This window comes from Thermomonas alba (assembly GCF_022419205.1).
Classification (GTDB): Bacteria; Pseudomonadota; Gammaproteobacteria; order Xanthomonadales; family Xanthomonadaceae; genus Thermomonas; species Thermomonas alba.
Genome location: NZ_JAJOZU010000002.1, coordinates 131,036 through 154,980 on the forward strand (window position 1 = coordinate 131,036; position 23,945 = coordinate 154,980).

22 protein-coding genes and 1 tRNA gene are annotated in these 23,945 nt (G+C 70.6%); 13 read left to right on the forward strand and 10 right to left on the reverse strand.

Features of this window, described 5'->3' with window-relative positions; genetic code table 11:
• Positions 1–462: 462 nt before the first annotated feature.
• A tRNA-Arg gene (locus ML342_RS03110) sits at positions 463–539 on the reverse strand.
• Between the two features lie 77 nt (positions 540–616).
• On the opposite strand from ML342_RS03110, the gene ubiA reads away from it, so the two are divergent.
• Positions 617–1,531 (forward strand): 4-hydroxybenzoate octaprenyltransferase, encoded by a 915-nt coding sequence (gene ubiA, locus ML342_RS03115; protein WP_240125471.1) that lies wholly within the window; start codon positions 617–619, stop codon positions 1,529–1,531.
• Positions 1,532–1,556: 25 nt separating this feature from the next.
• On the opposite strand, the gene ML342_RS03120 is transcribed toward ubiA, so the two are convergent.
• A complete protein-coding gene (locus ML342_RS03120) occupies positions 1,557–2,279 on the reverse strand; it encodes a ComF family protein (RefSeq protein WP_240125472.1) in 723 nt (240 codons plus the stop codon).
• A 50-nt stretch (positions 2,280–2,329) separates the two neighbouring features.
• Here ML342_RS03120 and bioB point away from each other — a divergent pair, with 50 nt between their 5' ends.
• Both bioB and bioF read left to right on the forward strand, forming a co-directional pair.
• The gene (gene bioB / locus ML342_RS03125) at positions 2,330–3,364 is read left to right on the forward strand and encodes a biotin synthase BioB (protein ID WP_338064980.1); all 1,035 of its coding nucleotides are present in this window, start codon (positions 2,330–2,332) and stop codon (positions 3,362–3,364) included.
• A 6-nt stretch (positions 3,365–3,370) separates the two neighbouring features.
• A complete protein-coding gene (gene bioF, locus ML342_RS03130) occupies positions 3,371–4,594 on the forward strand; it encodes an 8-amino-7-oxononanoate synthase (RefSeq protein ID WP_240125473.1) in 1,224 nt (407 codons plus the stop codon).
• Here the strand turns inward: bioF and ML342_RS03135 are convergent.
• Entirely contained in the window at positions 4,566–6,038 is a 1,473-nt protein-coding gene (locus ML342_RS03135) for an NAD-dependent succinate-semialdehyde dehydrogenase (protein ID WP_240125474.1), read from the reverse strand. The genes bioF and ML342_RS03135 overlap by 29 nt on opposite strands.
• 146 nt (positions 6,039–6,184) lie before the next feature.
• Here ML342_RS03135 and bioH point away from each other — a divergent pair, with 146 nt between their 5' ends.
• On the forward strand, positions 6,185–6,952 hold the full coding sequence (gene bioH / locus ML342_RS03140; RefSeq protein WP_240125805.1) for a pimeloyl-ACP methyl ester esterase BioH: 768 nt from the start codon (positions 6,185–6,187) through the stop codon (positions 6,950–6,952).
• Entirely contained in the window at positions 6,949–7,878 is a 930-nt protein-coding gene (bioC, locus tag ML342_RS03145) for a malonyl-ACP O-methyltransferase BioC (protein WP_240125475.1), read from the forward strand. Before bioH ends, bioC begins: the two co-directional genes overlap by 4 nt.
• A gap of 7 nt (positions 7,879–7,885) precedes the next feature.
• Here bioC and ML342_RS03150 read toward each other — a convergent pair whose 3' ends face one another.
• Genes ML342_RS03150 through ML342_RS03160 form a run of 3 tightly spaced genes read right to left on the reverse strand, consistent with a single transcriptional unit; the run spans position 7,886 to position 10,783 of the window.
• The gene (locus ML342_RS03150) at positions 7,886–9,382 is read right to left on the reverse strand and encodes an ArnT family glycosyltransferase (RefSeq protein WP_240125476.1); all 1,497 of its coding nucleotides are present in this window, start codon (positions 9,380–9,382) and stop codon (positions 7,886–7,888) included.
• Between the two features lies 1 nt (position 9,383).
• Positions 9,384–9,809 carry a nuclear transport factor 2 family protein gene (locus ML342_RS03155; protein WP_240125477.1) on the reverse strand — a complete coding sequence of 142 codons (426 nt, stop codon included), beginning with the start codon at positions 9,807–9,809 and terminating at the stop codon, positions 9,384–9,386.
• Positions 9,806–10,783, reverse strand: a complete 978-nt coding sequence (locus ML342_RS03160; RefSeq protein WP_240125478.1) for a pyridoxal-phosphate dependent enzyme — start codon at positions 10,781–10,783, stop codon at positions 9,806–9,808. The genes ML342_RS03155 and ML342_RS03160 overlap by 4 nt, the downstream gene beginning before the upstream one ends.
• Before the next feature lie 502 nt (positions 10,784–11,285).
• Here ML342_RS03160 and mnmG point away from each other — a divergent pair.
• Both mnmG and ML342_RS03170 read left to right on the forward strand, forming a co-directional pair.
• Positions 11,286–13,175: a tRNA uridine-5-carboxymethylaminomethyl(34) synthesis enzyme MnmG gene (mnmG, locus tag ML342_RS03165; RefSeq protein WP_240125479.1), complete on the forward strand. Its 1,890-nt coding sequence runs from the start codon at positions 11,286–11,288 to the stop codon at positions 13,173–13,175.
• 65 nt (positions 13,176–13,240) lie between these two features.
• Positions 13,241–14,506 carry a sialidase family protein gene (locus ML342_RS03170; RefSeq protein ID WP_240125480.1) on the forward strand — a complete coding sequence of 422 codons (1,266 nt, stop codon included), beginning with the start codon at positions 13,241–13,243 and terminating at the stop codon, positions 14,504–14,506.
• Between the two features lie 161 nt (positions 14,507–14,667).
• Here ML342_RS03170 and hemF read toward each other — a convergent pair whose 3' ends face one another.
• Positions 14,668–15,600, reverse strand: a complete 933-nt coding sequence (gene hemF, locus ML342_RS03175; protein ID WP_240125481.1) for an oxygen-dependent coproporphyrinogen oxidase — start codon at positions 15,598–15,600, stop codon at positions 14,668–14,670.
• A gap of 184 nt (positions 15,601–15,784) precedes the next feature.
• On the opposite strand from hemF, the gene ML342_RS03180 reads away from it, so the two are divergent.
• Complete coding sequence (locus ML342_RS03180) at positions 15,785–18,478, forward strand: Ig-like domain-containing protein (protein WP_240125482.1); 2,694 nt, start codon at positions 15,785–15,787, stop codon at positions 18,476–18,478.
• Between the two features lie 196 nt (positions 18,479–18,674).
• On the opposite strand, the gene ML342_RS03185 is transcribed toward ML342_RS03180, so the two are convergent.
• Positions 18,675–19,460: a uroporphyrinogen-III synthase gene (locus ML342_RS03185; protein ID WP_240125483.1), complete on the reverse strand. Its 786-nt coding sequence runs from the start codon at positions 19,458–19,460 to the stop codon at positions 18,675–18,677.
• A gap of 45 nt (positions 19,461–19,505) precedes the next feature.
• On the opposite strand from ML342_RS03185, the gene ML342_RS03190 reads away from it, so the two are divergent.
• The 5 genes from ML342_RS03190 to ML342_RS03210 all read left to right on the forward strand — a co-directional run bounded on the left by ML342_RS03190 (position 19,506) and on the right by ML342_RS03210 (position 22,641).
• The gene (locus ML342_RS03190; RefSeq protein WP_240125484.1) at positions 19,506–19,988 is read left to right on the forward strand and encodes a YiiD C-terminal domain-containing protein; all 483 of its coding nucleotides are present in this window, start codon (positions 19,506–19,508) and stop codon (positions 19,986–19,988) included.
• A 36-nt stretch (positions 19,989–20,024) separates the two neighbouring features.
• Positions 20,025–20,450 carry a hypothetical protein gene (locus tag ML342_RS03195; protein ID WP_240125485.1) on the forward strand — a complete coding sequence of 142 codons (426 nt, stop codon included), beginning with the start codon at positions 20,025–20,027 and terminating at the stop codon, positions 20,448–20,450.
• A gap of 61 nt (positions 20,451–20,511) precedes the next feature.
• Positions 20,512–20,946 (forward strand): rhodanese-like domain-containing protein, encoded by a 435-nt coding sequence (locus ML342_RS03200; protein ID WP_240125486.1) that lies wholly within the window; start codon positions 20,512–20,514, stop codon positions 20,944–20,946.
• Positions 20,947–21,078: 132 nt separating this feature from the next.
• Positions 21,079–21,603: a protein-export chaperone SecB gene (secB, locus tag ML342_RS03205; protein WP_240125487.1), complete on the forward strand. Its 525-nt coding sequence runs from the start codon at positions 21,079–21,081 to the stop codon at positions 21,601–21,603.
• Between the two features lie 9 nt (positions 21,604–21,612).
• Positions 21,613–22,641, forward strand: a complete 1,029-nt coding sequence (locus ML342_RS03210; RefSeq protein ID WP_240125488.1) for an NAD(P)H-dependent glycerol-3-phosphate dehydrogenase — start codon at positions 21,613–21,615, stop codon at positions 22,639–22,641.
• A gap of 81 nt (positions 22,642–22,722) precedes the next feature.
• Here the strand turns inward: ML342_RS03210 and ML342_RS03215 are convergent, their stop codons facing one another.
• Complete coding sequence (locus tag ML342_RS03215) at positions 22,723–23,283, reverse strand: porin family protein (RefSeq protein WP_240125489.1); 561 nt, start codon at positions 23,281–23,283, stop codon at positions 22,723–22,725.
• A 168-nt stretch (positions 23,284–23,451) separates the two neighbouring features.
• A complete protein-coding gene (locus ML342_RS03220; protein WP_240125490.1) occupies positions 23,452–23,931 on the reverse strand; it encodes a tRNA (cytidine(34)-2'-O)-methyltransferase in 480 nt (159 codons plus the stop codon).
• Between the last annotated feature and the right edge of the window lie 14 nt (positions 23,932–23,945).

Here is a 23,945-nt window from a genome sequence, read left to right on the forward strand (position 1 = left end):
GCCCGGAGGGGTGAGCGGACGCGCCTGCGAAGCGCCAGCTTCGCGCGGACGCGAACGCCCGTGCGCCTGCGGCGCATGGGCCGGGAATCACGGAAGAAGCGCCATCGAAGATGGCGCGCCTGGAGGGGTGAGCGGACGCGCCTGCGAAGCGCCAGCTTCGCGCGGACGCGAACGCCCATGCGCCTGCGGCGCATGGGCCGGGAATCACGGAAGAAGCGCCATCGAAGATGGCGCGCCTGGAGGGGTGAGCGGACGCGCCTGCGAAGCGCCAGCTTCGCGCGGACGCGAACGCCCGTGCGCCTGCGGCGCATGGGCCGGGAATCACGGAAGAAGCGCCATCGGAGATGGCGCGCCTGGAGGGGTGAGCGGACGCGCCTGCGAAACGCCAGCTTCGCGCGGACGCGAACGCCCATGCGCCTGCGGCGCGTGGGCCGGGAATCACGGAAGAAGCGCCATCGAAGATGGCGCGCCTGGAGGGATTCGAACCCCCGACCAACGGCTTCGGAAGCCGCTACTCTATCCGGCTGAGCTACAGGCGCGCAGAGGGCGATGGCGGGCATCGCGGTGCGCATTTTCGCACGATTGCGGCCGTTTGTGCCGCTGGTACGCTTTCTGAATGCCTATCCGATTGTCCACCTCGCCCCAACCCGCTCACTGGCGCCAGCGCCTGCGCCAGTACTGGCAACTGGTGCGCGGCGACCGCCCGATCGGCTGGCTGTTGCTGCTGTGGCCAACCTGGTGGGGGCTGTGGATGGCGGCCAAGGGCGTGCCGCCGGCATGGCCGCTGCTGGTGTTCACCCTGGGCGTGTGGCTGACCCGCTCGGCCGGATGCGTCATCAACGACTACGCCGACCGCTGGCTGGACGGCAGCGTGGAGCGCACCCGCCAGCGGCCGCTGGTGACCGGCGCGGTGTCCGCGCGCGAGGCGCTGGCCGTGTTCGCCGTGCTGATGCTGGTCGCGTTCGCGCTCGTGCTCACACTCAACCGGCTGACGGTGTGGATGAGCGTGGTCGGGGCGTTTCTGGCTGCCACCTACCCCTACCTCAAGCGCTACACCTACCTGCCGCAGGTGTACCTGGGGATGGCCTTCGGCTGGGGCATTCCGATGGCGTTCGCCGCGCTGACCGGCCACGTGCCGCCGCTGGCGTGGTTGCTGTACGTGGCCAACATCTTCTGGGCCACCGCCTACGACACCTGGTATGCGATGGTGGACCGCGAGGACGATATCCGCATGGGCGCGAAGTCCACCGCGATCCTGTTCGGCGAGCTGGATCTCATCGCGCAGGGCGTGCTGTACGCCGGCATGTTCCTGGCGCTGGCGCTGGCCGGCCGCAGCGCGGACATGGGGCCGTGGTACTGGGCGGGCCTGGGCGTGGCCGTGGCGCTGGTGGTCTGGGAGTTCGGGCTGGCGCGCACGCGCACGCGCGCGGACTGTTTCCGCGCCTTCCTGCACAACCAGTGGGTCGGAATGGCGGTATTCGCCGGGATCGCACTCGATCTCGCGCTGCGCGCGAAGGCGCTCGCCGTCTGATTTCGCACACCGCTCACGTCAACCGTCACACCACCCGCGCGCACACCCACGCCTCCACCCGCATCACCCCGGCCGCGCGCAGGGCGGCAGCGGCCGCGTGCAGGGTGGCGCCGGTGGTCATCACATCGTCCAGCAGCACCACGTGCTGCGGCAGCGGCGCGTGCGCGCTGACCACGAATGCCCCCTGCAGGTTGCGGCGGCGGGCATCGGCGTCGAGCCGGGTCTGCGCCGCGGTCGCGCGGCGGCGGTGCAGCAGGTCGGTGCGCAGCGGCAACCCGAGCGCACGCGCCAGCGGCCGCGCCAGCTCCAGCGTCTGGTCGTAGCCGCGCTGGCGCAGGCGCGCAGAGTGCAGCGGGACCGGCAACAGCGCCTGCGGCGCGGGCGCCGCGGCAAAGTGCGCGGCCATGCACGCTGCCAAGACCCGACCGGCAGCGAAATCCGCGTGGAACTTCAGGCGCGGCAGCAGCGCATCCAGCGGAAAGGCGTAGGCGAACACGGCCTGCACGCGCGCCAGCGGAAAATCGGGCGCGATCCGGCGACAGGCCGGGCACAGCGCGCCGTCGCCACGCGCACGCGCGCAGCGCGGACAGGCCTGACGCGCCGGCGGCAGCATGGCCAGGCACTGCGCGCACAGATCGCATTCCCGCACTCCGCGCGCGCCGCAGATCACGCAGCGCGGCGGCAGCAGCCAGCTCAGCAGGACGGCGTCAACTTTTGCAAGACGGAATCGGTTGACGGAGATCGGCATGCCCCCCAGACTGCCGGCCTGCCCGTCGTCCATTCAGTCGGTAAACCCCCATGCCTGAAGTCGCCGATTTCCCCATCCGCCACGACTGGAGCCGCGCCGAGGTCGAGGCGCTGTTTGCGCTGCCGTTCCCCGAGCTGCTGCATCGCGCTGCCTGCGCGCATCGCCAGCATTTCGATCCGACCCAGGTACAGGTGTCCACGCTGCTGTCGGTCAAGACCGGCGGCTGTCCGGAGGATTGCGGCTACTGCCCGCAGGCAGCGCGCTATCACACCGGGGTGGAAGCCACCAAGCTGATGGAAACTGCGGCGGTGGTCGAACGCGCGCGCCAGGCCAAGGCTGCCGGCGCTACCCGTTTCTGCATGGGCGCGGCCTGGCGCAGTCCGAAGGACCGTGACATCCCGAAGGTGGCGGCGATGATCCGCGAGGTGAAGGCGCTGGGGCTGGAAACCTGCGCCACCTTGGGCATGCTCAGCAGCGCGCAGGCGCAGGCGCTGAAAGACGCCGGGCTGGACTACTACAACCACAACCTCGACACCGATCCCGAGTATTACGGCGACATCATCCACACGCGCCAGGTGCAGGACCGCCTGGACACCCTGGCGCACGTGCGCGCGGCCGGCCTGAAGACCTGCTGCGGCGGGATCGTGGGCATGGGCGAATCGCGCCGCCAGCGCGCCGGCCTGCTGCAAACCCTGGCCAACCTGCCGGCGCATCCAGACTCGGTGCCGATCAACCGCCTGGTGCAGGTGGAAGGCACGCCGCTGCACGGCACGGTGGAGCTGGATCCGTTCGAGTTCGTCCGCACCATCGCCGTGGCCCGCATCCTGATGCCGAAATCGATGGTGCGCCTGTCGGCCGGGCGTGAAACCATGAGCGACGAGCTGCAGGCGCTGTGCTTCCTGGCCGGCGCCAACTCGATCTTCTACGGCGAAAAGCTGCTGACCACCGGCAACCCCGACACCGCGCACGATCAGGCCCTGTTCGCCCGCCTCGGCCTGACCCCGATGCCGGTAGCCGAGGCGCACGACGATTCGATCAGCGCCTGCGTCACCACGGTCCACGCCGGCATCACCGAAGCCACCTGAGCCGGTATGCCGCGGCCGCTGCTGACCGCCCGCGTCGCCGCGCTGCGCCAGCAGCGCATCGCGCAGCAACGTCTGCGCGTGCGGCGCGACGTGCTGCGCCGCGACGGCATGCGCTGCGAGGTGCGCCTGGCCGATGGCTCCACCCGCTGGCTGCTGGACTTCTGCGGCAATGACTACTTGGGCCTGGCGCGGCATTACAGCGTCAGCAGCACGCTGCAGGACGAAGCGGCACGTAGCGGCGCCGGTGGCGTGGCCTCGCACCTGGTCTGCGGCCACCACGCCGCGCACACCGCGCTGGAGCAGGCGGTGGCGGACTGGCTGCAAGCGCCGGCGGCACTGCTGCTGGGCAGCGGTTATCTGGCCAATCTGGCGGTGATCCAGGGGCTGCTGGGCAAGGACGACGTGTGTGTGCAGGACCGCCTCAACCATGCCAGCCTGATCGACGGCGCGCGTCTGGCCGGCTGCACGCTGCGTCGCTATCCGCATGCCGACCCCGAGGGCGCGCTGCGCCAGCTGCGGGCCGCGCCCGACGGCGCCGCGCTGCTCGCCAGCGACGGCGTCTTCAGCATGGACGGCGATGTCGCACCGCTGCGTGCGCTGGCGCTGATCGCGCGCGCGCAGCGCGCCACGCTCTATATCGACGAGGCGCATGCCACTGGGGTGCTCGGCGAGGAGGGCCGCGGCAGCGTGGCCGCCGCCGGGCTCGACCATACGGCGGTTCCGCTGCGGCTGGTGACGCTGGGCAAGGCGCTGGGCGGCTATGGCGCGCTGGTGGTCGGCGATGCCGACCTGGTGCGGCATCTGGCGGAGACCGCACGCCCCTACATCTACACCACCGCGCTGCCGCCGGCGCTGGCCGCGGCTTCGCTGGCGGCGGTCCAGCGCGCGCGCCGCGACGGCTGGCGGCGCACGCGGCTGGCGGAGCTGATCGCCACCTTCCGCGCCGGCGCGCGCCGGCTCGGGCTGCCGCTGCTCGATTCCGACACTCCGATCCAGCCGCTGCACTGCGGCGACGACGCCAGCGCGCTGGCGCTGGCGCAGGCGCTTGAAGCGCAGGGCATCTGGGTCGGCGCGATCCGTCCGCCGACCGTGCCGGAGGGCCGCGCGCGCCTGCGCATCACGCTGTCGGCGGCACACACCGAAGCCCACTTGCGCACCCTGCTGGACGCGCTGGCGCGCGTCCATGACCTGCTCGCTGGGGCTACAGCCCGCCCAGGCACAGATATTTGATCGACGTGTAGTCGTCCAGCCCGTGCTGCGAGCCTTCGCGCCCGAAGCCGGACTGCTTGATCCCGCCAAACGGCGCGACCTCGGTGGAGATCAGCCCGGTGTTCAGCCCGACCATCCCGCACTCCAGCGCCTCGGACACCCGCCAGGCGCGCGCCAGGTCGCGGGTGTAGAAATACCCGGCCAGGCCAAACTCGGTGGCGTTGGCCAGCGCAATCGCCTCGTCCTCCGTGTTGAAGCGCAGCAGCGGCGCCACCGGGCCGAAGGTTTCCTCCTGCGCCAGCCGCATGTCAGGCGTGGCGTCCAGCAGCACGGTGGGTTCGTAGAAGGTGCCGCCCAACGCATGCCGCCGGCCTCCCAGCGCCAGGCGCGCGCCCTTGGCCAGCGCGTCGGCCACGTGCGCCTCCACCTTGGCAAGCGCCTTGGTATCGATCAGCGGGCCCTGGTCGCTCTCGCCGGACAGGCCCGGGCCCACCCGCAGCTTGCGCGCCGCGGCGACGAGCTTTTCCGCGAAGGCATCGTAGATGCCCTCCTGCACCAGCAGCCGGTTGGCGCACACGCAGGTCTGGCCGCTGTTGCGGAACTTGCTCGCGATCGCGCCGGCGACCGCGGCATCGAGGTCGGCGTCATCGAACACGATGAACGGCGCGTTGCCGCCCAGCTCCAGCGAGATCCGCTTGAGATCGTCCGCGCACTGCGCCATCAGCCGCTTGCCGACCGCGGTGGAGCCGGTGAAGGTGAGCTTGCGCACCTGCGGATTGGCGGTCATCTCCTGGCCGATGGCCGCGGCATCCTGGCCGGTGACGATGTTGAGCACGCCCGGCGGCAGCCCCGCGCGCTCGGCGATCACGCCCAGCGCCAGCGCCGACAGCGGGGTCTGCAGCGCCGGCTTGCACACCACCGTGCAGCCGGCGGCGAGCGCCGCGCCGAGCTTGCGCCCCAGCATGGCGGAGGGGAAGTTCCACGGCGTGATCGCCGCCACCACGCCCACCGGCTGGCGCAGGGTGAGGATGCGCACGCCGTCCACGTGGCCGGGGATCACCTCGCCGTCCATGCGCTTGGCCTGCTCGCCGAACCACTCGAAATAGCTCGCCGAATAGGCGATCTCGGCGCGCGCCTCCTTCAGCGGCTTGCCCTGCTCGGCGGTCATCAGCCGCGCCAGGTCTTCCTGGTGCTGCAGCATCAGATCGGCGATCCGCCGCAGCACCTGCGCGCGCTGCCTGGCGGTCTTGGCCGCCCACGCCGGGAACGCCGCGTGCGCGGCGGCGATCGCGCGCCGGGTCTCGGCTGCGCCCATGTCCGGCACGCTGGCCAGCGGCAGGCCGTCGGCCGGGTCGCAAACCGTGCAGGTCCCCCCAGCATCGGCACCGCACCAGCGGCCATCGATCAACGCCTGCTGGCGATACAGATCGGGGTCGGCGAGCGCAAGGCGGGCCAAAGCGTCCATGGGTGTCCTCCGGGAACGATGACGATGCAGAAACGATACGCCGGCCGGCGTGAGCTTCGCGCGATAATGCGCGCTCGATTCAATCTCCCCCCATCCGCCGCGCACCGTCGCCGGCGGGACCACCCATGACCGATCCGATGGACGCATTGCACGTGGAGATCACGGGCGAAGGCCCGCCGCTGGTGCTGCTGCATGGCTGGGCCATGCACGGCGGCATCTTCGCGCCGCTGGTGCAGGCACTGCGCGCGCAGCGCACCCTGTATCTGGTGGATCTTCCCGGGCATGGCCACAGCCGCGACGCCGGCGTGCCGCTGGCGCTGGACGCCTGCGCGCAGGCAGTGCTGGATGCAGTGCCCGTCGCGCCGTGGTGCGGCTGGTCGCTGGGCGGACTGGTGGCGCTGCGCGCCGCGAGCCTGCAGCCGACGCGAGTGCCGGCGCTGGCGATGGTCTGCGCCACCCCGAAGTTCGTGCGCAGCGACGATTGGCCGCATGGAATGCCGGTGCAGGTGTTCTCCGAGTTCGCGCAGTCCCTGGCGCAGGACTGGCAGGGCACGGTCGAGCGCTTCATCGCGCTGGAGGCGTTCGGCTCCGATCACATGCGCGAGGAACTGCGCCTGCTGCGCGAGGCGGTGCTGGCGCGCGGTGCGCCGGCGCCGCAGGTGCTGGCCGCCGGCCTGCGCGTGCTGCAGGACGGCGATCTGCGCGCGGCGCTGCCGACGCTTTCGATGCCCAGCCTGTGGCTGGCGGGACGCCGCGATCGCCTGGTCAACCCGGCCGCACTGCAGGTCGCCGCCGCGCTGGCGCCGCAGGCGCGCTACGTGGAGGTGGCGCACGCCGGGCATGCGCCGTTCCTGACCCATGCCGACGCGGTGGCCACCGCGCTGCGCGATTTCCTCGACGGAGCATCGGCATGAGCGCGCCGCTGTTCGATACCCGCCAGGTGCGCCGCGCGTTCTCGCGCTCGGCCGCCAGCTACGACGCCGCCGCGCGCCTGCAGCGGCAAGTGGAGGCGCGCCTGCTGGAATCGCTGGACTACCTCGACGATCCCGCGCTCGACCGCGCGCCGCCGCAGGTGGTGCTGGACCTCGGCTGCGGCACCGGCCATGCCAGCGGCCTGCTGCAGCGGCGCTGGCCGAAGGCGCGCATCATCGCCCTCGACCTGGCGCTGCCGATGCTTCGCCACGCACGCGACGCGACTCGGCCCAGGCTGCCCGGGCTGCCGCTGCGCAATCCGTTCGCGGCCACCCCGCAGCCGGTGTGCGCGGATGCGCGCGCGCTGCCGCTGGCCGAGGCCAGCGTGGATGTGATCTTCTCGAACCTGTGCCTGCAGTGGGTCGAGGATCTGCCGGGAGTGCTGGCCGGCTTCCGCCGCGTGCTCAAACCGCATGGCCTGCTGCTGTTTTCCACTTTCGGCCCGGACACCCTGTGGCAGCTGCGCGCCGCGTTCGCACAGGCCGACGATGCGCCCCATGTCAGCCCGTTCCTGGACATCGCGGCCGTAGGCGATGCGCTGGTGGCTGCGGGCTTCTTCCAGCCGGTGGTGGAACGCGATCTGGAAACCACCTGGTATGCCGACCTGCCGGCCCTGATGCGCGAACTGCGTGCATTGGGCGCGACCAATGCGCTGGCCTCGCGCCGCCATGCGCTGACCGGGCGCCGCCGGTTCACCGCGGCGGCAGCGGCCTACGAAGCACACCGCGCGCCCAATGGCCTGCCCGCGGACTGGGAAATCATCAGCGCGATGGCCTGGGCGCCGGAGGCCGGCACCCCGATCCGCGAACACGGGATCGAACTGGCCGCGGTGCCGGTGGCGCGCATCCCGATCCGCCGGCGCAGGTGAGACAGCCTCACTCCTGGCGCGGCCTCACCCGAAAGATCACCCGTCCGTGATAGGGAGCTCCCAGCACCTCCGCCTGCCATCCCTGGCGCTCCAGCGCCGCCTGGACGGCAGGCAGATGCGATTGCGGGGTGTACCAGATCTGGTCTTGCTGAGGCTCGCGCAGATCCTCCGCCAGTGTCTGATCGTAAGGCGGATTGAACCTAGATTTGGAAGGCGTTGAAGCCAGCGCGATCTGCTCCACCGGCACGCCCAACGCCAGATGCAACCCGTAACGTGGCGCATCGTCCAGCGCATTGACCTCACTGATCGCGACCGGCGCACGCGCCTGGATCGCACGCGCCCAGGCCGCCGCGTCACGCCCGGTATCCAGACGCGCCGCCGTCAGCTTCAACCCCATCAGTGCCAGCGCCCAGAGCGCAATCCAGCCTCCCTGCGGAAGAGGGCGGCCGGCCGCCAGCCGCTGGCGCGCCACCAACAACGCCAACGGCAAAAATAGCGGCAACAAGTACAGCGGCAGGCGCGAACGCGCCAGGCAGAACACCAGCAGCGGCAACGACACCCAAAGCGCCAGCAGCAGCGCAGGATCTTGCGCGCGCGCCGATGCATCCCGCCGCCAGCTCCGCCATTGCCCCGGCAAGTCGCGCAGCCAGCCCCACAGCCAGGGCGTCCACGGAAGACTGCCGAGCAGCAACGTCGGCAGATAGACCTTGATCCAGCCATACCACTGGCCATTGCGCCCAAAATCGTCACTGGCCACGCGCGCCACGACTTCTTGGCCGAGGAAGTATTCGAGCAATCCGGGATGGCGGATCACCGCCACCACGTACCATGGCAGCGCGACCAGAGCGAACAGCAGGATCCCACTGGGCGCCAGCAACTGGCGCAAGCTATCGCGCCGAGGCTGCATCCCTTCGTATGCCAGCACCGCCAGCAACGGAAGCAGCCCCGGCGGCCCTTTGGTCAAGAATGCCAGGGCGAAACCGGCCCACATCTGCAGCATGCCCCGCCGTGCGGCTCTTGGCTCGAAGCGCGCGGCCACGTAGCCGGCCATCGCCACAGCTTGCGAGGCAGCCAGAAATGGGTCGGTGGTGATCAACTGCCCGCTGGCAAACGGGAGCAGCATGGTCGCATAGACCAGTGCCGCGACCTGCTCTCCTCCGGGCACAAGCCGCCGCGCGATCCGCGCGGCCATCCACACCAGCAGCAGGTATGCCAACGCGGAAGGAAGCCGCGCCGCGAACACGGTGTGCCCAAATACCGCCATGCTGGCGGCGAGCACCCAGTAAGTCAGCGGCGGCTTGGTCCAGTGCCCGACATCGGGATGTCGGTGTGGGTCGAGCCAGTCACCTGATGCCAGCATGTGCAGAGCGACATTGGTATAGCGCCCCTCATCCGGCTCCCACAGACCGCGCCAGCCGAGGCCGACCAAGGCCAGCGCGATGGTCAGCAGCGCAATCCAAATGAATGGCTGTCGCCACCGCGCAGTACCGGCAATCTCCAGCATGTCAGCGCACCTGCGCCAGCCAGTCTTCCAGGTTGTAGTAGTTACTGACCCGCGCGATGCGCCCATCGCGCAGGTCGAAGAACGCGCCGCCCGGCAGCAGGTAACGCTGACCGTGTGCAGGCGGCAGACCGGCATCCGTCTGCAGGTACTCGCCATGCACCACATACTCGGCCGCGGCGCGGGTGCCGTCCTCGCTGGCCAGCACCACTACGTCGCGCAGCTGCTCGCGGTAGCAGCGCGCCATCCGCTGCAGGAAGACGGCAAACGCCGCCTTGCCGGTCTCGCGCGGGCCCTGGTTGAGATCGTGCGCCACGTCCTCGGCCAGCAGCGCCAGCATGCCGTCCCAGTCGCCGCGGTTGAACGCGGCGTAGTAGGACAGCACCAGCTCGATCGCGCGATCGTGCGCGCGGCTACCGTCGATCTTCATACGGGTTCTCCAGCGATGGCGAACAGGCCAGGCAATGCGTCCAGATCGACGTTGCCGCCCGACAGTATGACCCCGACCCGCCGCCCCGCGAACAGCGCCGGATGCGCCAGCACCGCCGCCAGCGCGATCGCCGACGATGGTTCCACCAGCTGCTTGCTGCGCGTCCACAGCAGGCGCATCGCGGCGACGGTGCGCGCATCATCCACGGTCAGCACGCGCGCGCCCGATGCGCGCAGCAGGGCGAAGTTGGGCGCGCCCAGGGTGCCGCGCAGGCCGTCGCAGACGGTCTCGGGCACGCCGTCGTGGTCGAGCGCGCCGCGCGCGAACGAACGCGCGCCGTCAGCGGCGCCTTCGGGTTCGGCCAGGAACAACTCGCACCCCGGCGCCAGCGCGCGCACCGCCAGCGCAGCCCCGGCGGCCAGCCCGCCGCCGCCCAGTGGCACGACCACGGCGTCGAGGTCGGGCACCTCGCGCAGCAGCTCCAGCGCGGCGGTGCCCTGGCCTGCGATCACGCGCGCATCGGCATAGGGATGCACCACGCTGGCGCCGGTCGCTGCCTGCACCCGGGCGCAGGCGGCCTCGCGCGCGGCGATGGTGGGCGCGCAGGCGTGCAGCTGCGCGCCGTAGTGCGCGATCGCCGCCAGCTTGGCGCGCACCGCGCCCTCCGGCACCACCACGTGGCAGGGAATCCCGCGCAGGCGGGCGGCCAGCGCCAGCGCCGCGCCGTGGTTGCCGGAGGAATGCGTCACCACGCCGCGGGCGGCAGTGGCCTCATCCAGCGCGAACACCGCATTGCAGGCGCCGCGGAACTTGAACGCCCCGATGCGCTGCAGGTGCTCGGCCTTGAAATGGAGGCGCGCGCCGGCCTGGGCGTCGAGCGCGCGCGAAGTGAGCACCGGGGTGGCATGCGCGTGCGCGGCGATGCGCGCAGCGGCGTCGAGAACGTCGTCGAAGTCAGGCAGGGCCGCGTGCATCTGCCCATGCTAACCCGCGGCGGGTTGCGCAGCGCGGACGCCACTTTCGGCATGCCTCCGGACACAAGACGTGACGCAATCCGCAATTACGTCGAAAAACGTCGAAAGACTGACCGGATGCGTCACTTCGCGTCAAAACGCGTTAATCTAGTAGGGCCGGTGTCGGCAGGATTTCCCGGATCCCCCCTGTTCCGTCGTCCTGCCGGCACCGGCGCCTACGGGGCCAGCGCCGCCCGCTGCCGCAAGCGGGCAGGACTCCCACCGCGCGGAAGCGCGATTCGGCGTGCCGCGCGAAGATCGCCGATTCGCAAACGTTCGAAAAAAATCGAGGGCCGGCTGTCCCCCGACAACCGGCCCTCCCAGCATCCTCGCCCTGCGCAGAGTCGGCCCCTGTTCAGTCCGACCATCGCCTCACGGCGTGCCAGGGTGAGTGCCGGCCTGAATGAAGCAGGATGCGTGCCAAACCCGCGCCCTGCCCCGTCACGCCATAATGCCCTGCAAGATGAGCGACTCCTTCTACCGCTTCGACGTCATCGTGATCGGCGGCGGCCACGCCGGCACCGAGGCCGCGCTGGCATCCGCCCGCGCCGGCGCGCGCACCCTGCTTTTGACCCACAGCATCGAAACCGTGGGCGCGATGAGCTGCAACCCCGCGATCGGCGGCATCGGCAAGGGCCATCTGGTGAAGGAGATCGACGCGCTGGGCGGCATCATGGCGCGCGCCGCCGATGCTGCCGGCATCCAGTGGCGCGTGCTCAACGCCAGCAAAGGCCCGGCGGTGCGCGCCACCCGCTGCCAGGCCGACCGCGCGCTGTACCGCAGCTTCATCCGCCGCGCGGTGGAAACCCAGCCGAACCTCACCGTGTTTCAGGCGGCGGTGGATGATCTGGTCATCGAGCAGGAGGCCGTGCGCGGCGCGATCACCAACACCGGCCTGCGCTTCCATGCCCCGGCGGTGGTGCTGACCGCCGGCACCTTCCTGGCCGGCAAGATCCACATCGGCCAGACTCAGTACGCCGCCGGCCGCATGGGCGACCCGCCCTCCACCACACTGGCGCACAAGCTGCGCGAAGGCCGCTTCGCAGTGGGCCGCCTGAAGACCGGCACCCCGCCGCGGATCGACGGGCGCACGCTGGACTATTCGGTAATGGAGGAACAGCCCGGCGACGATCCGCGCCCGGTGATGTCGTTCCTGGGCAGCCCCGCCGACCACCCACGCCAGGTCAGCTGCTGGATCACCCACACCACCGAACGCACCCACGCCATCATCCGCGGCGCGCTCGACCGCTCGCCGCTGTACAGCGGCCAGATCGAGGGCATCGGCCCGCGCTATTGCCCGTCGATCGAGGACAAGGTGGTGCGCTTCGCCGACAAGCCCAGCCACCAGATCTTCGTCGAACCGGAAGGGCTGGACGTGGTGGAAATCTACCCGAACGGCATCTCCACCTCGCTGCCGTTCGACGTGCAGCTGGAGCTGGTGCGCTCGATCCGCGGCTTCGAGCATGCGCACATCACCCGCCCCGGCTATGCCATCGAATACGACTTCTTCGATCCGCGCGGGCTGAAGGCCTCGCTGGAGACCAAGGCGGTGGCCGGGCTGTTCTTCGCCGGCCAGATCAACGGCACCACCGGCTATGAGGAAGCCGCCGCGCAGGGCCTGCTGGCGGGGGTGAACGCCGCGCGCTATGTGCGGGATCAACCGCCGCTCACCCTGCGCCGCGACCAGGCCTACCTCGGCGTGCTGGTGGATGACCTGATCACCCACGGCACCAACGAGCCCTACCGCATGTTCACCAGCCGCGCCGAATACCGGCTGCAGCTGCGCGAGGACAACGCCGACGCACGGCTGACGCCGCTCGGGCGGGAGTTGGGACTGGTGGACGACGCGCGCTGGGCGCACTTCAGTCGCAAACAGGAGGCGATCGCCGCCGAACGCGCCCGCCTGGCGGCGCTATGGGCGGCGCCGAACAACGCGCTGGGCGCGGCGCTGGCGCGGCATCTCGGCCTCCAGGTCAGCCGCGAAAACAGCGCGCTCGACCTGCTGCGGCGGCCGGAGCTGGACTACGCCCGCCTGATGCAAGTGCCCGAGCTTGGCCCCGGCGTCGCGGATCCCAAGGTGGCCGAGCAGGTGGAAATCGAAGCCAAGTATGCCGGCTACCTCGAGCGCCAGCGCGAGGAGATCGCGCGCCAGCAGCGCAATGAAGCGACCGCGATCCCCGACGGCTTCGACTATGCGCAAGTGCGCGGGCTGTCCGCCGAAGTGCTGCAGAAGCTGCAGCAGGTGCGGCCGCAGACCATCGGCCAGGCCCAGCGCATCCCGGGCGTGACCCCGGCGGCGATCTCGCTGCTGCTGGTGCATCTGGAACGCGTCCGCCGCGAACGCGCCGCCTGAAGCCGCGGGCGCCCCGGCGCGGCGCAGTTGCGCGACAATCGGCGCTCACTGCCGGAGTGCCGACCATGCGCCTGCCCGCCCTCAGCTTCGCCGCTCTCGTCCTTCTGCTGTCCGCCTGCCAGCGCGCGCCTGCGCCGCCCAAACCCGGCAATGGCGACTACGCAGCGCAGACCTGGGTGCTGCCGGCCGACGCCGGCTCGATGGCGCCCGACCTGGTGGCCGGCCCCGGCGGACGCGTGCTGCTGGGCTGGATCAACCGCCGCGAAGGCCGCCGCAACGCGCTGCAGTTCGCGTCCTACAGCGAAGCCGACGGCTGGCAGAGCCAGCCGCGCACGATTGCCGTCGGCAACGCGCTGCAGGCGAACGCCGCCGACACCCCGCACCTGCTGGCCACGCCCGACGGCGCGCTGTGGGCGCAATGGGTGCAGGCGCAGCCGGACGCTGCCGGTGGCACCGACGTGGTGCTGGCGCGCTCGAAGGACGGCGGCATGACCTGGGCGCAGATCACCCGGGTCAACACCGACGGCATGCCTACCGAACACGGCTTCGCCGCGCTTTGGGCCGACGGCAGCGACGGCGCCGGCATCGCCTGGCTGGACGGCCGCGGCAAGCGCCCGGCACCCTTGCATGGCGGTACGGACGCGCATGAGGAAGGCGAAGGCGACATGCAGCTGCGCGCCAACCGCTTCACCCTGGACCTGGCGCGCGGCAGCGACGCGGTGGTGGATCCGCGCAGCTGCGACTGCTGCCAGGTCGCGGTGGCCATCACCAGCCGCGGCCCGCTGCTGGCGTGGCGCGGCCGCGACGCGAACGAGGTGCGCGACATCGCCACCGCGCGCTACCAGCAGGGCGCGTGGAGCGCGCCGCGGATCGCGCACGCCGATGGCTGGAAGGTGGAAGGCTGCCCGGTGAACGGCCCGGCGCTGGCCGCGCGCGACGCGGACGTGGCGCTGGCCTGGTACAGCGAAGGAAGCGGCCAGCCGGCCGTATACCTGGCCCGCAGCCAGGATGCGGGCGACCAGTTCGGTCCACCGGTGACGGTGGCCGCCGGCCCCAACGTGCTGGGGCGTCCCGCAGTGGCGCTGGACGCCCGCCAGGTGTGGGTGGCCTGGCTGGAGCAGACCGCCCGCGGCCAGCGCCTGCAGCTGGCACGCTACGCGCCGGATCTGTCGCGTCGCCTGCAGACCATCACTCTGGCTACCTTGGCGACCCGCGGCCTCGCCAGCGGCTACCCGCGCCTGCTCGCGGATGACGGCGGCGCGTGGGCGGCATGGACCGACGTGGACGCCAGCGGCATCACCCACCTCAAGGGCGCGCGGATCACCCGCTGACGGCGCAGACTAGCCTGCCCGGTGATGAGCCGGCCGGTCTGCGGCAATCGTCCGGGCGTTCGCCCATGGGCGGACCGAACCCGCATGCGCAGGCACTCGCGGTGCCGGCAGCCATCCGCATGATCCATGCCGGTGCGAAAATCACCCGGCAAGTCATCCGCTCATTCCGGCGCAAGCCACTCGCGCGGGCGCAGGTAGTCGGCCAGGCGGGCTTCCGGGCTGCCGGGTTCGGGGGCGTAGCCATATTCCCAGCGCACCAGCGGGGGCAGGCTCATCAGAATGGATTCGGTGCGGCCGCCGCTCTGCAGGCCGAACAGGGTGCCGCGGTCGAATACCAGGTTGAACTCCACGTAGCGCCCGCGGCGGTACAGCTGGAACTGGCGCTCACGCTCGCCGTAGGGCGTGTCCTTGCGGCGCGCGACGATCGGAAGATACGCCTGAAGGAATCCATCGCCCACGGCGCGCACATAGCCGAAATCGCGCTCGAAATCTTCGCTCAGGTCGTCGAAGAACAGCCCGCCCACGCCGCGGGTTTCGTTGCGATGTTTCAGGAAGAAATACTCGTCGCACCAGCGTTTGTGCGCCTGGTAGCGCGCCTGTCCGCCGAACGGCTCACACAGCGCGCGCGCGGTGCGGTGCCAGTGCAGCACATCCTCATCGAACGGATAGAACGGCGTCAGGTCGAAGCCGCCGCCGAACCACCACGCCACCGTTTCGCCGTCGCGCTCGGCGCGGAAGTGGCGCACGTTGGCGTGGGTGGTCGGCAGGTACGGGTTGCGCGGGTGGAACACCAGCGACACGCCGACCGCGCGCCAGGACGCGCCCGCGAGCTCGGGCCGATGGGCAGTCGCGGACGGCGGCAGGCGGTCGCCGGATACGTCGGAGAAGCCGATCCCGGCCTGCTCGAACACCGCGCCCTCGCGCAGCACGCGGGTGCGACCACCGCCGCGGATCGGCGAAGCGCCGGGCTCCTTCACCCACGCATCCTCACGGAAACGCGCCGCGCCATCGGCCGCTTCGATCGCCGCGCAGATGCGGTCTTGCAGACCAGTGAGGTAGTCGCGGACGGTGGCAAGCGGCGCAATGGCATTCATGCCGGCATTGTAGGGGCACGCGCGAGCCTGGCGTCACGCAACGGAAGCATTTGCGCGGATAATGTGCGCCGGAACCTTCTCCGCAGGGATCGCGGATCCGTCTCTGGGGAGAGAACTCACCATGCATCGCCGCAACCGGCGCAGGCTCGGGCTTGCCTGCGCGCTCGCTTTACTGTGCTCGTCCGTGATCGCGACCGATTTCGGGTTACCCGATCACTACGAGTTCAACGCCACGCTGTCGGTGCCGTTCCAGGTGCAGGCCGGCGGCTTCCCGATCCGGATCGACTTCGACTACCCCGGCGCGGGCGACGCCACCCGCGCTGCCTGGCTGGTCGAGGTGCTCTCGCCCACGGGCGAAGTGATCGGCAGCGACAGCGGCATCGCCGTCCTGGACCACGGGCGCGGCGTGCGCAGCGGACGCTGGAACGGCTTTGCCAGTGGCGGCCGCCGCCTGCCGGCGGGCTATTACACGGTGCGCCTGCGCGCGGTGCCGATGGTGGAGGTGCCCGCCGACGCGCGCCTGAGCGTGGATCAGCGCGTGCGCAAGGCGCTGGCGCTGTTTGCCGATGAAGTGGTGGAACAAACCTATGACGTGATGCTGGGGCAGGTACCGAAAGCGCGCCTGCGCGCGATGGCCCCACTGCCCACCGGCCAGATCAGCGCGCGCGCCACCGGCGCGCCGCTGCGCGCGCCGACGCTGGCCGCTGCCAGCGACGGCCTGCCCTACACCATCTACTACGGCAATCTGCACAGCCAGACCAACCACAGCGACGGCGGTACCCCGGTGGCCAGCTGCGGCGGCGCGGAAGTGCCGCAGGCCGGAACCTACGGGCCGGCTGACGCCTACGCGATGATGCAGACCCAAGCCGGCGGCGATTTCCTGCTCGCCTCCGAGCACAACCACATGTACGACGGCTCGACCGGCACCAACACCTCGGCCAGCCCCGCCACCGCCAACAACCTGTTCAACTCCGGCCTCGCCGCCGCGGCCAGCTACCGCAGCGCGCACCCGCAGTTCCTGGCGCTGTATGGCACCGAGTGGGGGGTGATCAGCAACGGCGGCCACCTCAACATCATCAATCCCGATGGCCTGGCCAGCTGGGAATACAACAGCAGCGGCCAGCTGATCGGCAGCGTCGCCACCACCAAGTCGGACTACGCGAGCCTGTACGCCACCATGAAAGCGCGCGGCTGGATCGGCCAGTTCAATCATCCGGCCAGCAGCGGCCAGTTCCAGATCAACGGCGTGTCGCTGGCGTACGACGCCAACGGCGCCGAGGTGATGGTGCTGGCGGAGGTGCTGAACAGCTCGGCATTCTCGACCAACACCACCATGACCGAGACCGGCCGCAGCAGCTATGAGGCCGCCTGGAACAAGCTGCTGGAAGCCGGCTACCGGCTCGCGCCTTCCAGCGACCAGGACAACCACTGCGCCAACTGGGGATTGAGCTTCACCAACCGCACCGGCGTGTTGCTGCCCAGCGGCACCGCGCTTACGCCGGCGGCGTTCTACGACGCCCTGCGCGCGCGCCGGGTGTTCGCCACCGAGGACCGCACCAGCCAGCTGGTGCTGACCGCGAACGGTCATGTGATGGGCGAGTCGTTCTCCAACACCGGCCCGGTGACGCTGATCGCGCACTACGCCAGCAGCAGCGGCCAGAGCGCGCAGCGGGTGCAGTTCTTCGAGGGCGTGCCCGGCCGCAACGGCACCGTCACCCAGCTGGCCGAAGGCAGCGGCAGCTACACCTTCACCCCCGCCGCCGGCAAGCACTTCTACTATGCGCAGGTGACCCAGGCCGACGGCCTGCGGCTGTGGTCGGCGCCGGTGTGGATCGATCAGGGCGGCGGCACACCCGCCGACACCACCCCGCCCACGGTCAGCGCCAGCGAATCCGGCAGCAGCGGCACCCTCACCCTGTCCGCTACGGCCAGCGACAACGTCGGCGTGAGCCGGGTGGAGTTTTTGATCGACGGCGTGCTGGTCGCCACCGATACCAGCGCCCCGTATGCGGTCGCCTTCGATTCCACCACCCTGTCCAACGGCAGCCATAGCCTGGTGGCGAAAGCCTATGACGCCGCCGGCAACGTGGGCACCTCCTCGGCGGTGAGCTTCAGCGTGAGCAATGCCGCCGCCGACACCACCCCGCCCACGGTCAGCGCCAGCGAATCCGGTAGCAGCGGCACCATCACCCTGTCCGCCACGGCCAGCGACAACGTCGGCGTGAGCAAGGTGGAGTTCTGGATCGACGGGCTGCTCAAAGGCACGGTATTGACACCGCCGTACACGCTGGCGCTGAACTCGACCACGCTCAGCGACGGCAGCCATACCCTGGTGGCCAAGGCCTATGACGCCGCCGGCAACGTCGGCACCTCCTCGGCGGTGGCCTTCAGCATCAGCAATGCCCCGGCCGCGGTGGAGCGGATCAGCAACGGCGGCTTCGAATCCGGCAGCACCGGCTGGACCGGCAGCAGCGGGGTGGTCACCAGCGATGCCACCTATCCGGCCAAGGCCGGCAGCTGGAAGGCCTGGCTGAACGGCTACGGCAGCAGTCACACCGATTCGCTGTACCAGACGGTGACGCTCCCCTCCACCGCCACCAGCGCGACCTTGAGCTTCTGGCTGCGGGTGGACAGCAGCGAGACCACCACCAGCCGCGCCTACGACACCCTGAAGGTGCAGATCCGCGACACCAGCGGCAACGTGCTCGCCACCCTGGCCACCTATTCCAACCTCAACAAGGGCAGCAGCTACGTGCAGCGCAGCTTCGACGTGAAGGCCTGGAAGGGCAAGACGGTGCGGGTGTACTTCCTCGGGGTGGAGGATTCCAGCCTGGCGACCTCGTTCCTGATCGACGAGGTGTCGCTGAAGACGCAGTGATGCAGGAAGGCGCGCCGGGGCGGCGTCACCGCCCCGGTTGCGCGATGAACGCGCATCGGCAGCCAGTGCACCGCGCATCCGGCGTGGGCCAGGCCGCCGCATGCTGCCTCGGCAACCGAGAAACCGCAAAGGGCACCGACATCGCGCAGTCTCGCATCGGGATCAGGACGGGATCAGGACGAGGCTTGCCGGCAACTCAGCCGCACAGCGCCGGAGGCCATGCGCGCAGCAGATCCGCGGGACGCGCGCTGGCGGCCAGCGCGATGCGGGTAAACCCATGTGCGCGCGCGACCTCGACCAGGCGCGCGCTGGCCGCAGCCACCGCGACAGCGCGCAAGCGCGGATCCTCCACCTGCGCCAGCAGCGCGGCCAGCGCCTCGCCGCTGCTCAGCGCCAGCAGCACCCGCTGCGGTCGCGTCAGCGCAGCCGCGAGCGCGGCCAACGGGTGCGCGCCCAGCATCACCGGCACCCGCGCATACACATCCGCGCGCCACACCTGTGCGCCGCGCGCCGCCAGCGCGGGCGCCAGATAGTCGCGCCCGCCCGGAGCGGTGACCAGCCCGATCGTGCGGCCACCCACGTCCGCCAGCGCCGGCAGCGCGAGCAGGCCCTCGCTGTCCATCCGCGCCGGGGCCTGCGCATTGATTCCCCGCCGCTGCAACGCGCGCCGGGTGCCGCTGCCCACGGCCAGCCAGTCCTGCCCACGGCACGGGCGCAGGGACGCCAGCGCCGCCGCCGCGCGCACCGCGTTCGGGCTGGTGAACAGCACCACCTCAGCGTCCAGGGCGGCGATCAGCGCGCGTCGGGTGGCATCGTCCTGGCGGATGGTGATCGCCTGGGTGGACAACGCCAGCACCCGCGCGCCGCGGCGGGCGGCGGCCGCGCGCAGGCCGCCGTGCTGGCCGCGCGGACGCAGCGAAAGCACGGTCCAGCCGTGCAGCGGCGGCGACGCGGACGACAGCCTGGGCGAGGGGACGCGCATGCGCCCAGCTTGGCACAGCCCCGTGCCTTGCGGCAGGCTTGGGCAATGGACGAGACCGCCTCGCGCAGCGTACTGGACGCCCTTTCCCGCCATCTGCACGGCATGCCGCCGGTGGCGGCCCTGCAACCGCGCATCCTCGCGTGGGAGGCGGGCCGGCTGCGCCTGGGCGCGCCGCTGGCGGCCAACGTCAACGACAAGGGCTGCGCGTTCGGCGGCAGCCTGGCTTCGCTGATGACGCTGGCGGCCTGGGGGCTGGTGACCCTGACCCTGGCCGAGGCCGGTTTGAGCGCGGAGGTGTTCGTGGCCGACAGCCACGTTCGCTATCTGCAGCCGGTGTTCGAAGATCTGGCCGTGGAGGCCACGTTCGAGGACCCCTCCGCCGCGGCCACGCTGGTGGCGGCGGTGCGCGACCACGGCCGCGCCAGCGTGCACCTCAAGGCGCAGGCGCGGCTGGCCGAGGGCGCGGTGGCGGCGACCTTCGCCGGGCGTTACGTGGCGATTGCGAAAACCACCGCCGCCGCCGGTTAGGATGACTGCCATCCGCCGCCCGCCGAGGATCCGCCGATGCCCCGTTTCCTGCTGCGCTGCCTGCTGCTGGTGCTGCTGCCGCTGCTGGCCTGGCCGGCGGGCGCCGCCAGCAGCCGCCGCGACGCGCTCGACCAGGCCCAGTACGCGTGGTCGGAGGCGATCCGCTGGGGCGATTTCGAGCGCGCCTGGGGCCAGGTCGATCCCGAGGTGCGCGCCGCGCACCCGCTGACCGACATCGATTTTTCGCGCTACAAGCAACTGCAGGTCGCCGGCTACCGCGACCTCGGCAGCAGTGTGGTCGGCGGCAGCCAGGTCCAGCGCCGGATCGAGATCACGGTGGTCAACCGCAATACCCAGCAGGTGCGCACCGTGCTGTTCCAGGAGCGCTGGCGCTTCGATCCGGCCAGCAAGACCTGGTGGCAGACCAGCGGCCTGCCCGACTTCTGGCAGGCGCAGGACTGACCACCGGCCGCGTGCCCGGCCACCCGCTACAATGGCGGCCCCGCTTCGACCGATATCAGCCGTGACCTTCGCCGAACTGGCCGCCTTCGCTGGCCGCAATCCTTTCCTGTCGCTGACCTTCGTCGGCCTGACCGTGGCCATCATCGCCAACGAGATCGCCAACCTGCTCAGCGGCATCAAGCGCATCAGTCCGGCCGAACTGACCGCGCTGATCAACCGCGACAACGCGCTGGTGATCGACCTGCGCGCCGCCGCGGATTTCGCCAAGGGCCACATCGCCGGTTCCAAGAACGTGCAGATGAGCCAGTTCGATCCTGAAAACAAGGCGCTGGCGCCGGCCAAGACATTGCCGGTGGTGCTGGTGTGCAACGTCGGCCAGACGGCGTCGATCGCCGCCAAGCGCCTGCGCAAGGCCGGGTTCACCCACGTAGCGGTGCTGGAAGGCGGCATCCGCGCCTGGCTGGCCGCCGAACTGCCGGTGGTCAAGGGCCGCTGAGCGGTCGCTCCCCGCGCCGTGCTTGGGGTTGCGAGCGTCTGCCCCAATCCCGCTGGGGTCGGCCCGGGATCGGTGCGATAATCCGGGCTTCTTTTCAATCGCCCGCCCCTTGCGGGCTCTCTGGAGTGTTCCATGTCCGATGAAACCCTGAACGGCGCTGCGCCGTCCGCCGATGCCCCGATGGGCCCGACCTTCACCGTGGAGAAGCTGTACGTGAAGGACGTGTCCTTCGAAGCGCCGCATGCCCCGCAGGTGTTCAACGAGCAGGGCCAGCCCGACCTGCAGATGAAGCTCAACCAGAAGGTGCAGCGCCTGGCCGAGACCGCCTTCGAAGTCAGCCTGGGCATCACTCTGACCTGCACCCTGAACGGCAAGACCGCCTACCTGGCGGAAGTGGAGCAGGCCGGGGTGTTCGGCCTGGCCGGTATGGACGAGCAGATGATGGACGCGATGCTCGGCATCCAGTGCCCCAACATCCTGTATCCCTATGCCGCCGCCGCCATCGGCCAGCTGATCACGGCCGGCGGTTTCCCGCCGTTCCCGCTGCAGCCGATCAACTTCGAGGCGCTCTATGCCGAGACCCTGCGCCAGCGCGCCGCGCAGCTGGGACAGGACGGCACCCTGCTGGCCGACGCCGAAACCGCCGGCAACGCCTGACCGTCGAGCATGGCGGCAACACCCAAGCCGACGGTTGCGGTTCTCGGCGCGGGCTCCTGGGGCACCGCGCTGGCCGCGCTGATCGCACGGCACGGCCACCCCACGGTGCTGTGGGGGCGCGATCCGGCGGTGACCTCCGCCATCGCCGACCGCCACGAGAACCCGCGCTATCTGCCGGGCATCGCCCTGCCGGAGGCGCTGCGCGCGACCACGCTGCTGACAGAGGCGCTGACCGCGGCTGATTTGGTGCTAGTGGTGGTGCCTTCGCACGCATTCGCTGAAACCCTGCGCGCGCTCGCCCCGCTGCGGCCGGCGCACGCCGGCGTGGCGTGGGCGACCAAGGGCTTCGAGCCGGGCAGCGGCCGCTTCCTGCACGAGGTCGCCGGCGAGCTGCTGGGCGACGGCGTGCCGCTGGCGGTGGTCACCGGCCCGTCGTTCGCACAGGAAGTGGCGCAAGGCCTGCCCACCGCACTGACCGTGCATTCCGACGACGCCGACTTCTGCCAGCAAGTCGCCGACGCGCTGCACGGCCCCGCGTTCCGCGCCTACACCGGCAACGACATGCGCGGCGCCGAGCTGGGCGGCGCGATGAAGAACGTGCTGGCGGTGGCCACCGGCGTTGCCGACGGCATGGGGCTGGGCCTGAACGCCCGCGCCGGCCTGATCACCCGCGGCCTCAACGAGATGCTGCGCCTGAACATCGCCCTCGGCGGCCGCCCGGAAACACTGATGGGCCTGGCCGGGCTGGGCGACCTGGTCTTGACCTGCACCGGCGATCTCTCGCGCAACCGCCGGCTGGGCTTGGCGCTCGGCCGCGGCGCGTCGATCGCGGACGCGGTGCGCGAGATCGGGCAGGTGGTGGAATCGCTGCAAACCGCCGACGAGGTGATGCGGCTGGCCAGCGCGCACGGCATCGAACTGCCGATCGCCGAAGGCGTGCGCGACGTGCTGCACGGCACAGTCACCCCGGCAGAGGGGCTGGCGCGGCTGATGGCGCGCGAGCGCAAAGCCGAATATCCGCAGTCGTTGTTCTGCTGACGGCGCATATCCTGCGCCGTGCTGCCCAAAGAAAACGCCCGGCGAATGCCGGGCGTTTGCATATCGCGGATGTGGCGGCGCTTACCAGGTGAAGCGCGGGCCGACGAACCACTGCTTGTCGCCGCCCTGGATCAGGCGCACGTCGGCGTTCAGGCCGAAGTTCTGGGTGAACATCACGTTCGCGCCCAGGCGGCCGTAGGCCTCACCGCTGGTCTTGTTGGTGTCCATGTAACCGACCTTGGCATAGCCTTCGACGTTCGGCATCAGCGCGCTGCGCACGCCGGTTTCGAGGCTGTAGCCCTCGGCCTTCGGGCCACCGTGCTTGACCTTGACCTGGTCATAGGCCACGTCGGCCACGAAGTCAGTGTTCTTGCCGATCGCGGTGTTGTAGCCGCCGCCGATGCGCCACTGGTCGAAGCCGGCGCTGGAATGCTTGACGTCCTGGTTGGTGTACTCGGCCAGCAGGTGGAAGTTCGGGCTGACGGCGATCGAGCCGTTCACGCCCCAACCGTCCGCATCCGGGCCGTTGGTGTTGGTGGCAACGTAGCCGCCCTGCACGTAGTTGTAGGTGATGCCGTCGGCCGCGGAAGCGGCGAAAGGCAGCGCAGCGGCCAGGGCCAGGGCAATGGCATGAAGCTTCATGGGGGATGACCTCCGTGTGTTTGTTGTTGTACGCCAGGCCGGTTTGGCCGGGCGTGGGGCCATTGTTGGCAGGCGCCCGCAACGCGGCCTGAATCCAGAGCTCTCCGGTACAGGAACCGTTCGGGAACGCAGGAGTAAACGCGCGCGCCCTTGCCGGGTGCGCGGCGCTCAACCGCCGCCGGCGAAACCGGCCTGGCGCCAGGCTTCGAACACCATCACCGCCACCGCGTTCGACAGGTTGAGGCTGCGGTTGTGCGGGCGCATCGGCAGGCGCAGCCGCTGCGCTTCGGGAATCGTCTCCAGCACGGCCTGCGGCAATCCGGCCGTCTCGCTGCCGAACAGAAACACGTCGTCGTCACGGTAGGCCGGCAGGTCGTAGCGCACGCGGCCGCGGGTGGACAGCGCGAACACCCGCGGCGGCGCGCCGATGTCAGCGGCGATTGCCGCCAGCGCGGCATCCAGATCGTCGTGCACCTGCATCCGCGCGTACTCGTGGTAATCCAGCCCGGCGCGCCTGAGCTGGCGGTCATCGAGGTCGAATCCGAGCGGACGCACCAGATGCAGCGACGCGCCGGTATTGGCGCACAGGCGGATGACGTTGCCGGTGTTCGGCGGGATTTCCGGGCGATGCAGGATGACGTGCGGCATCGCGGCATTGTAGG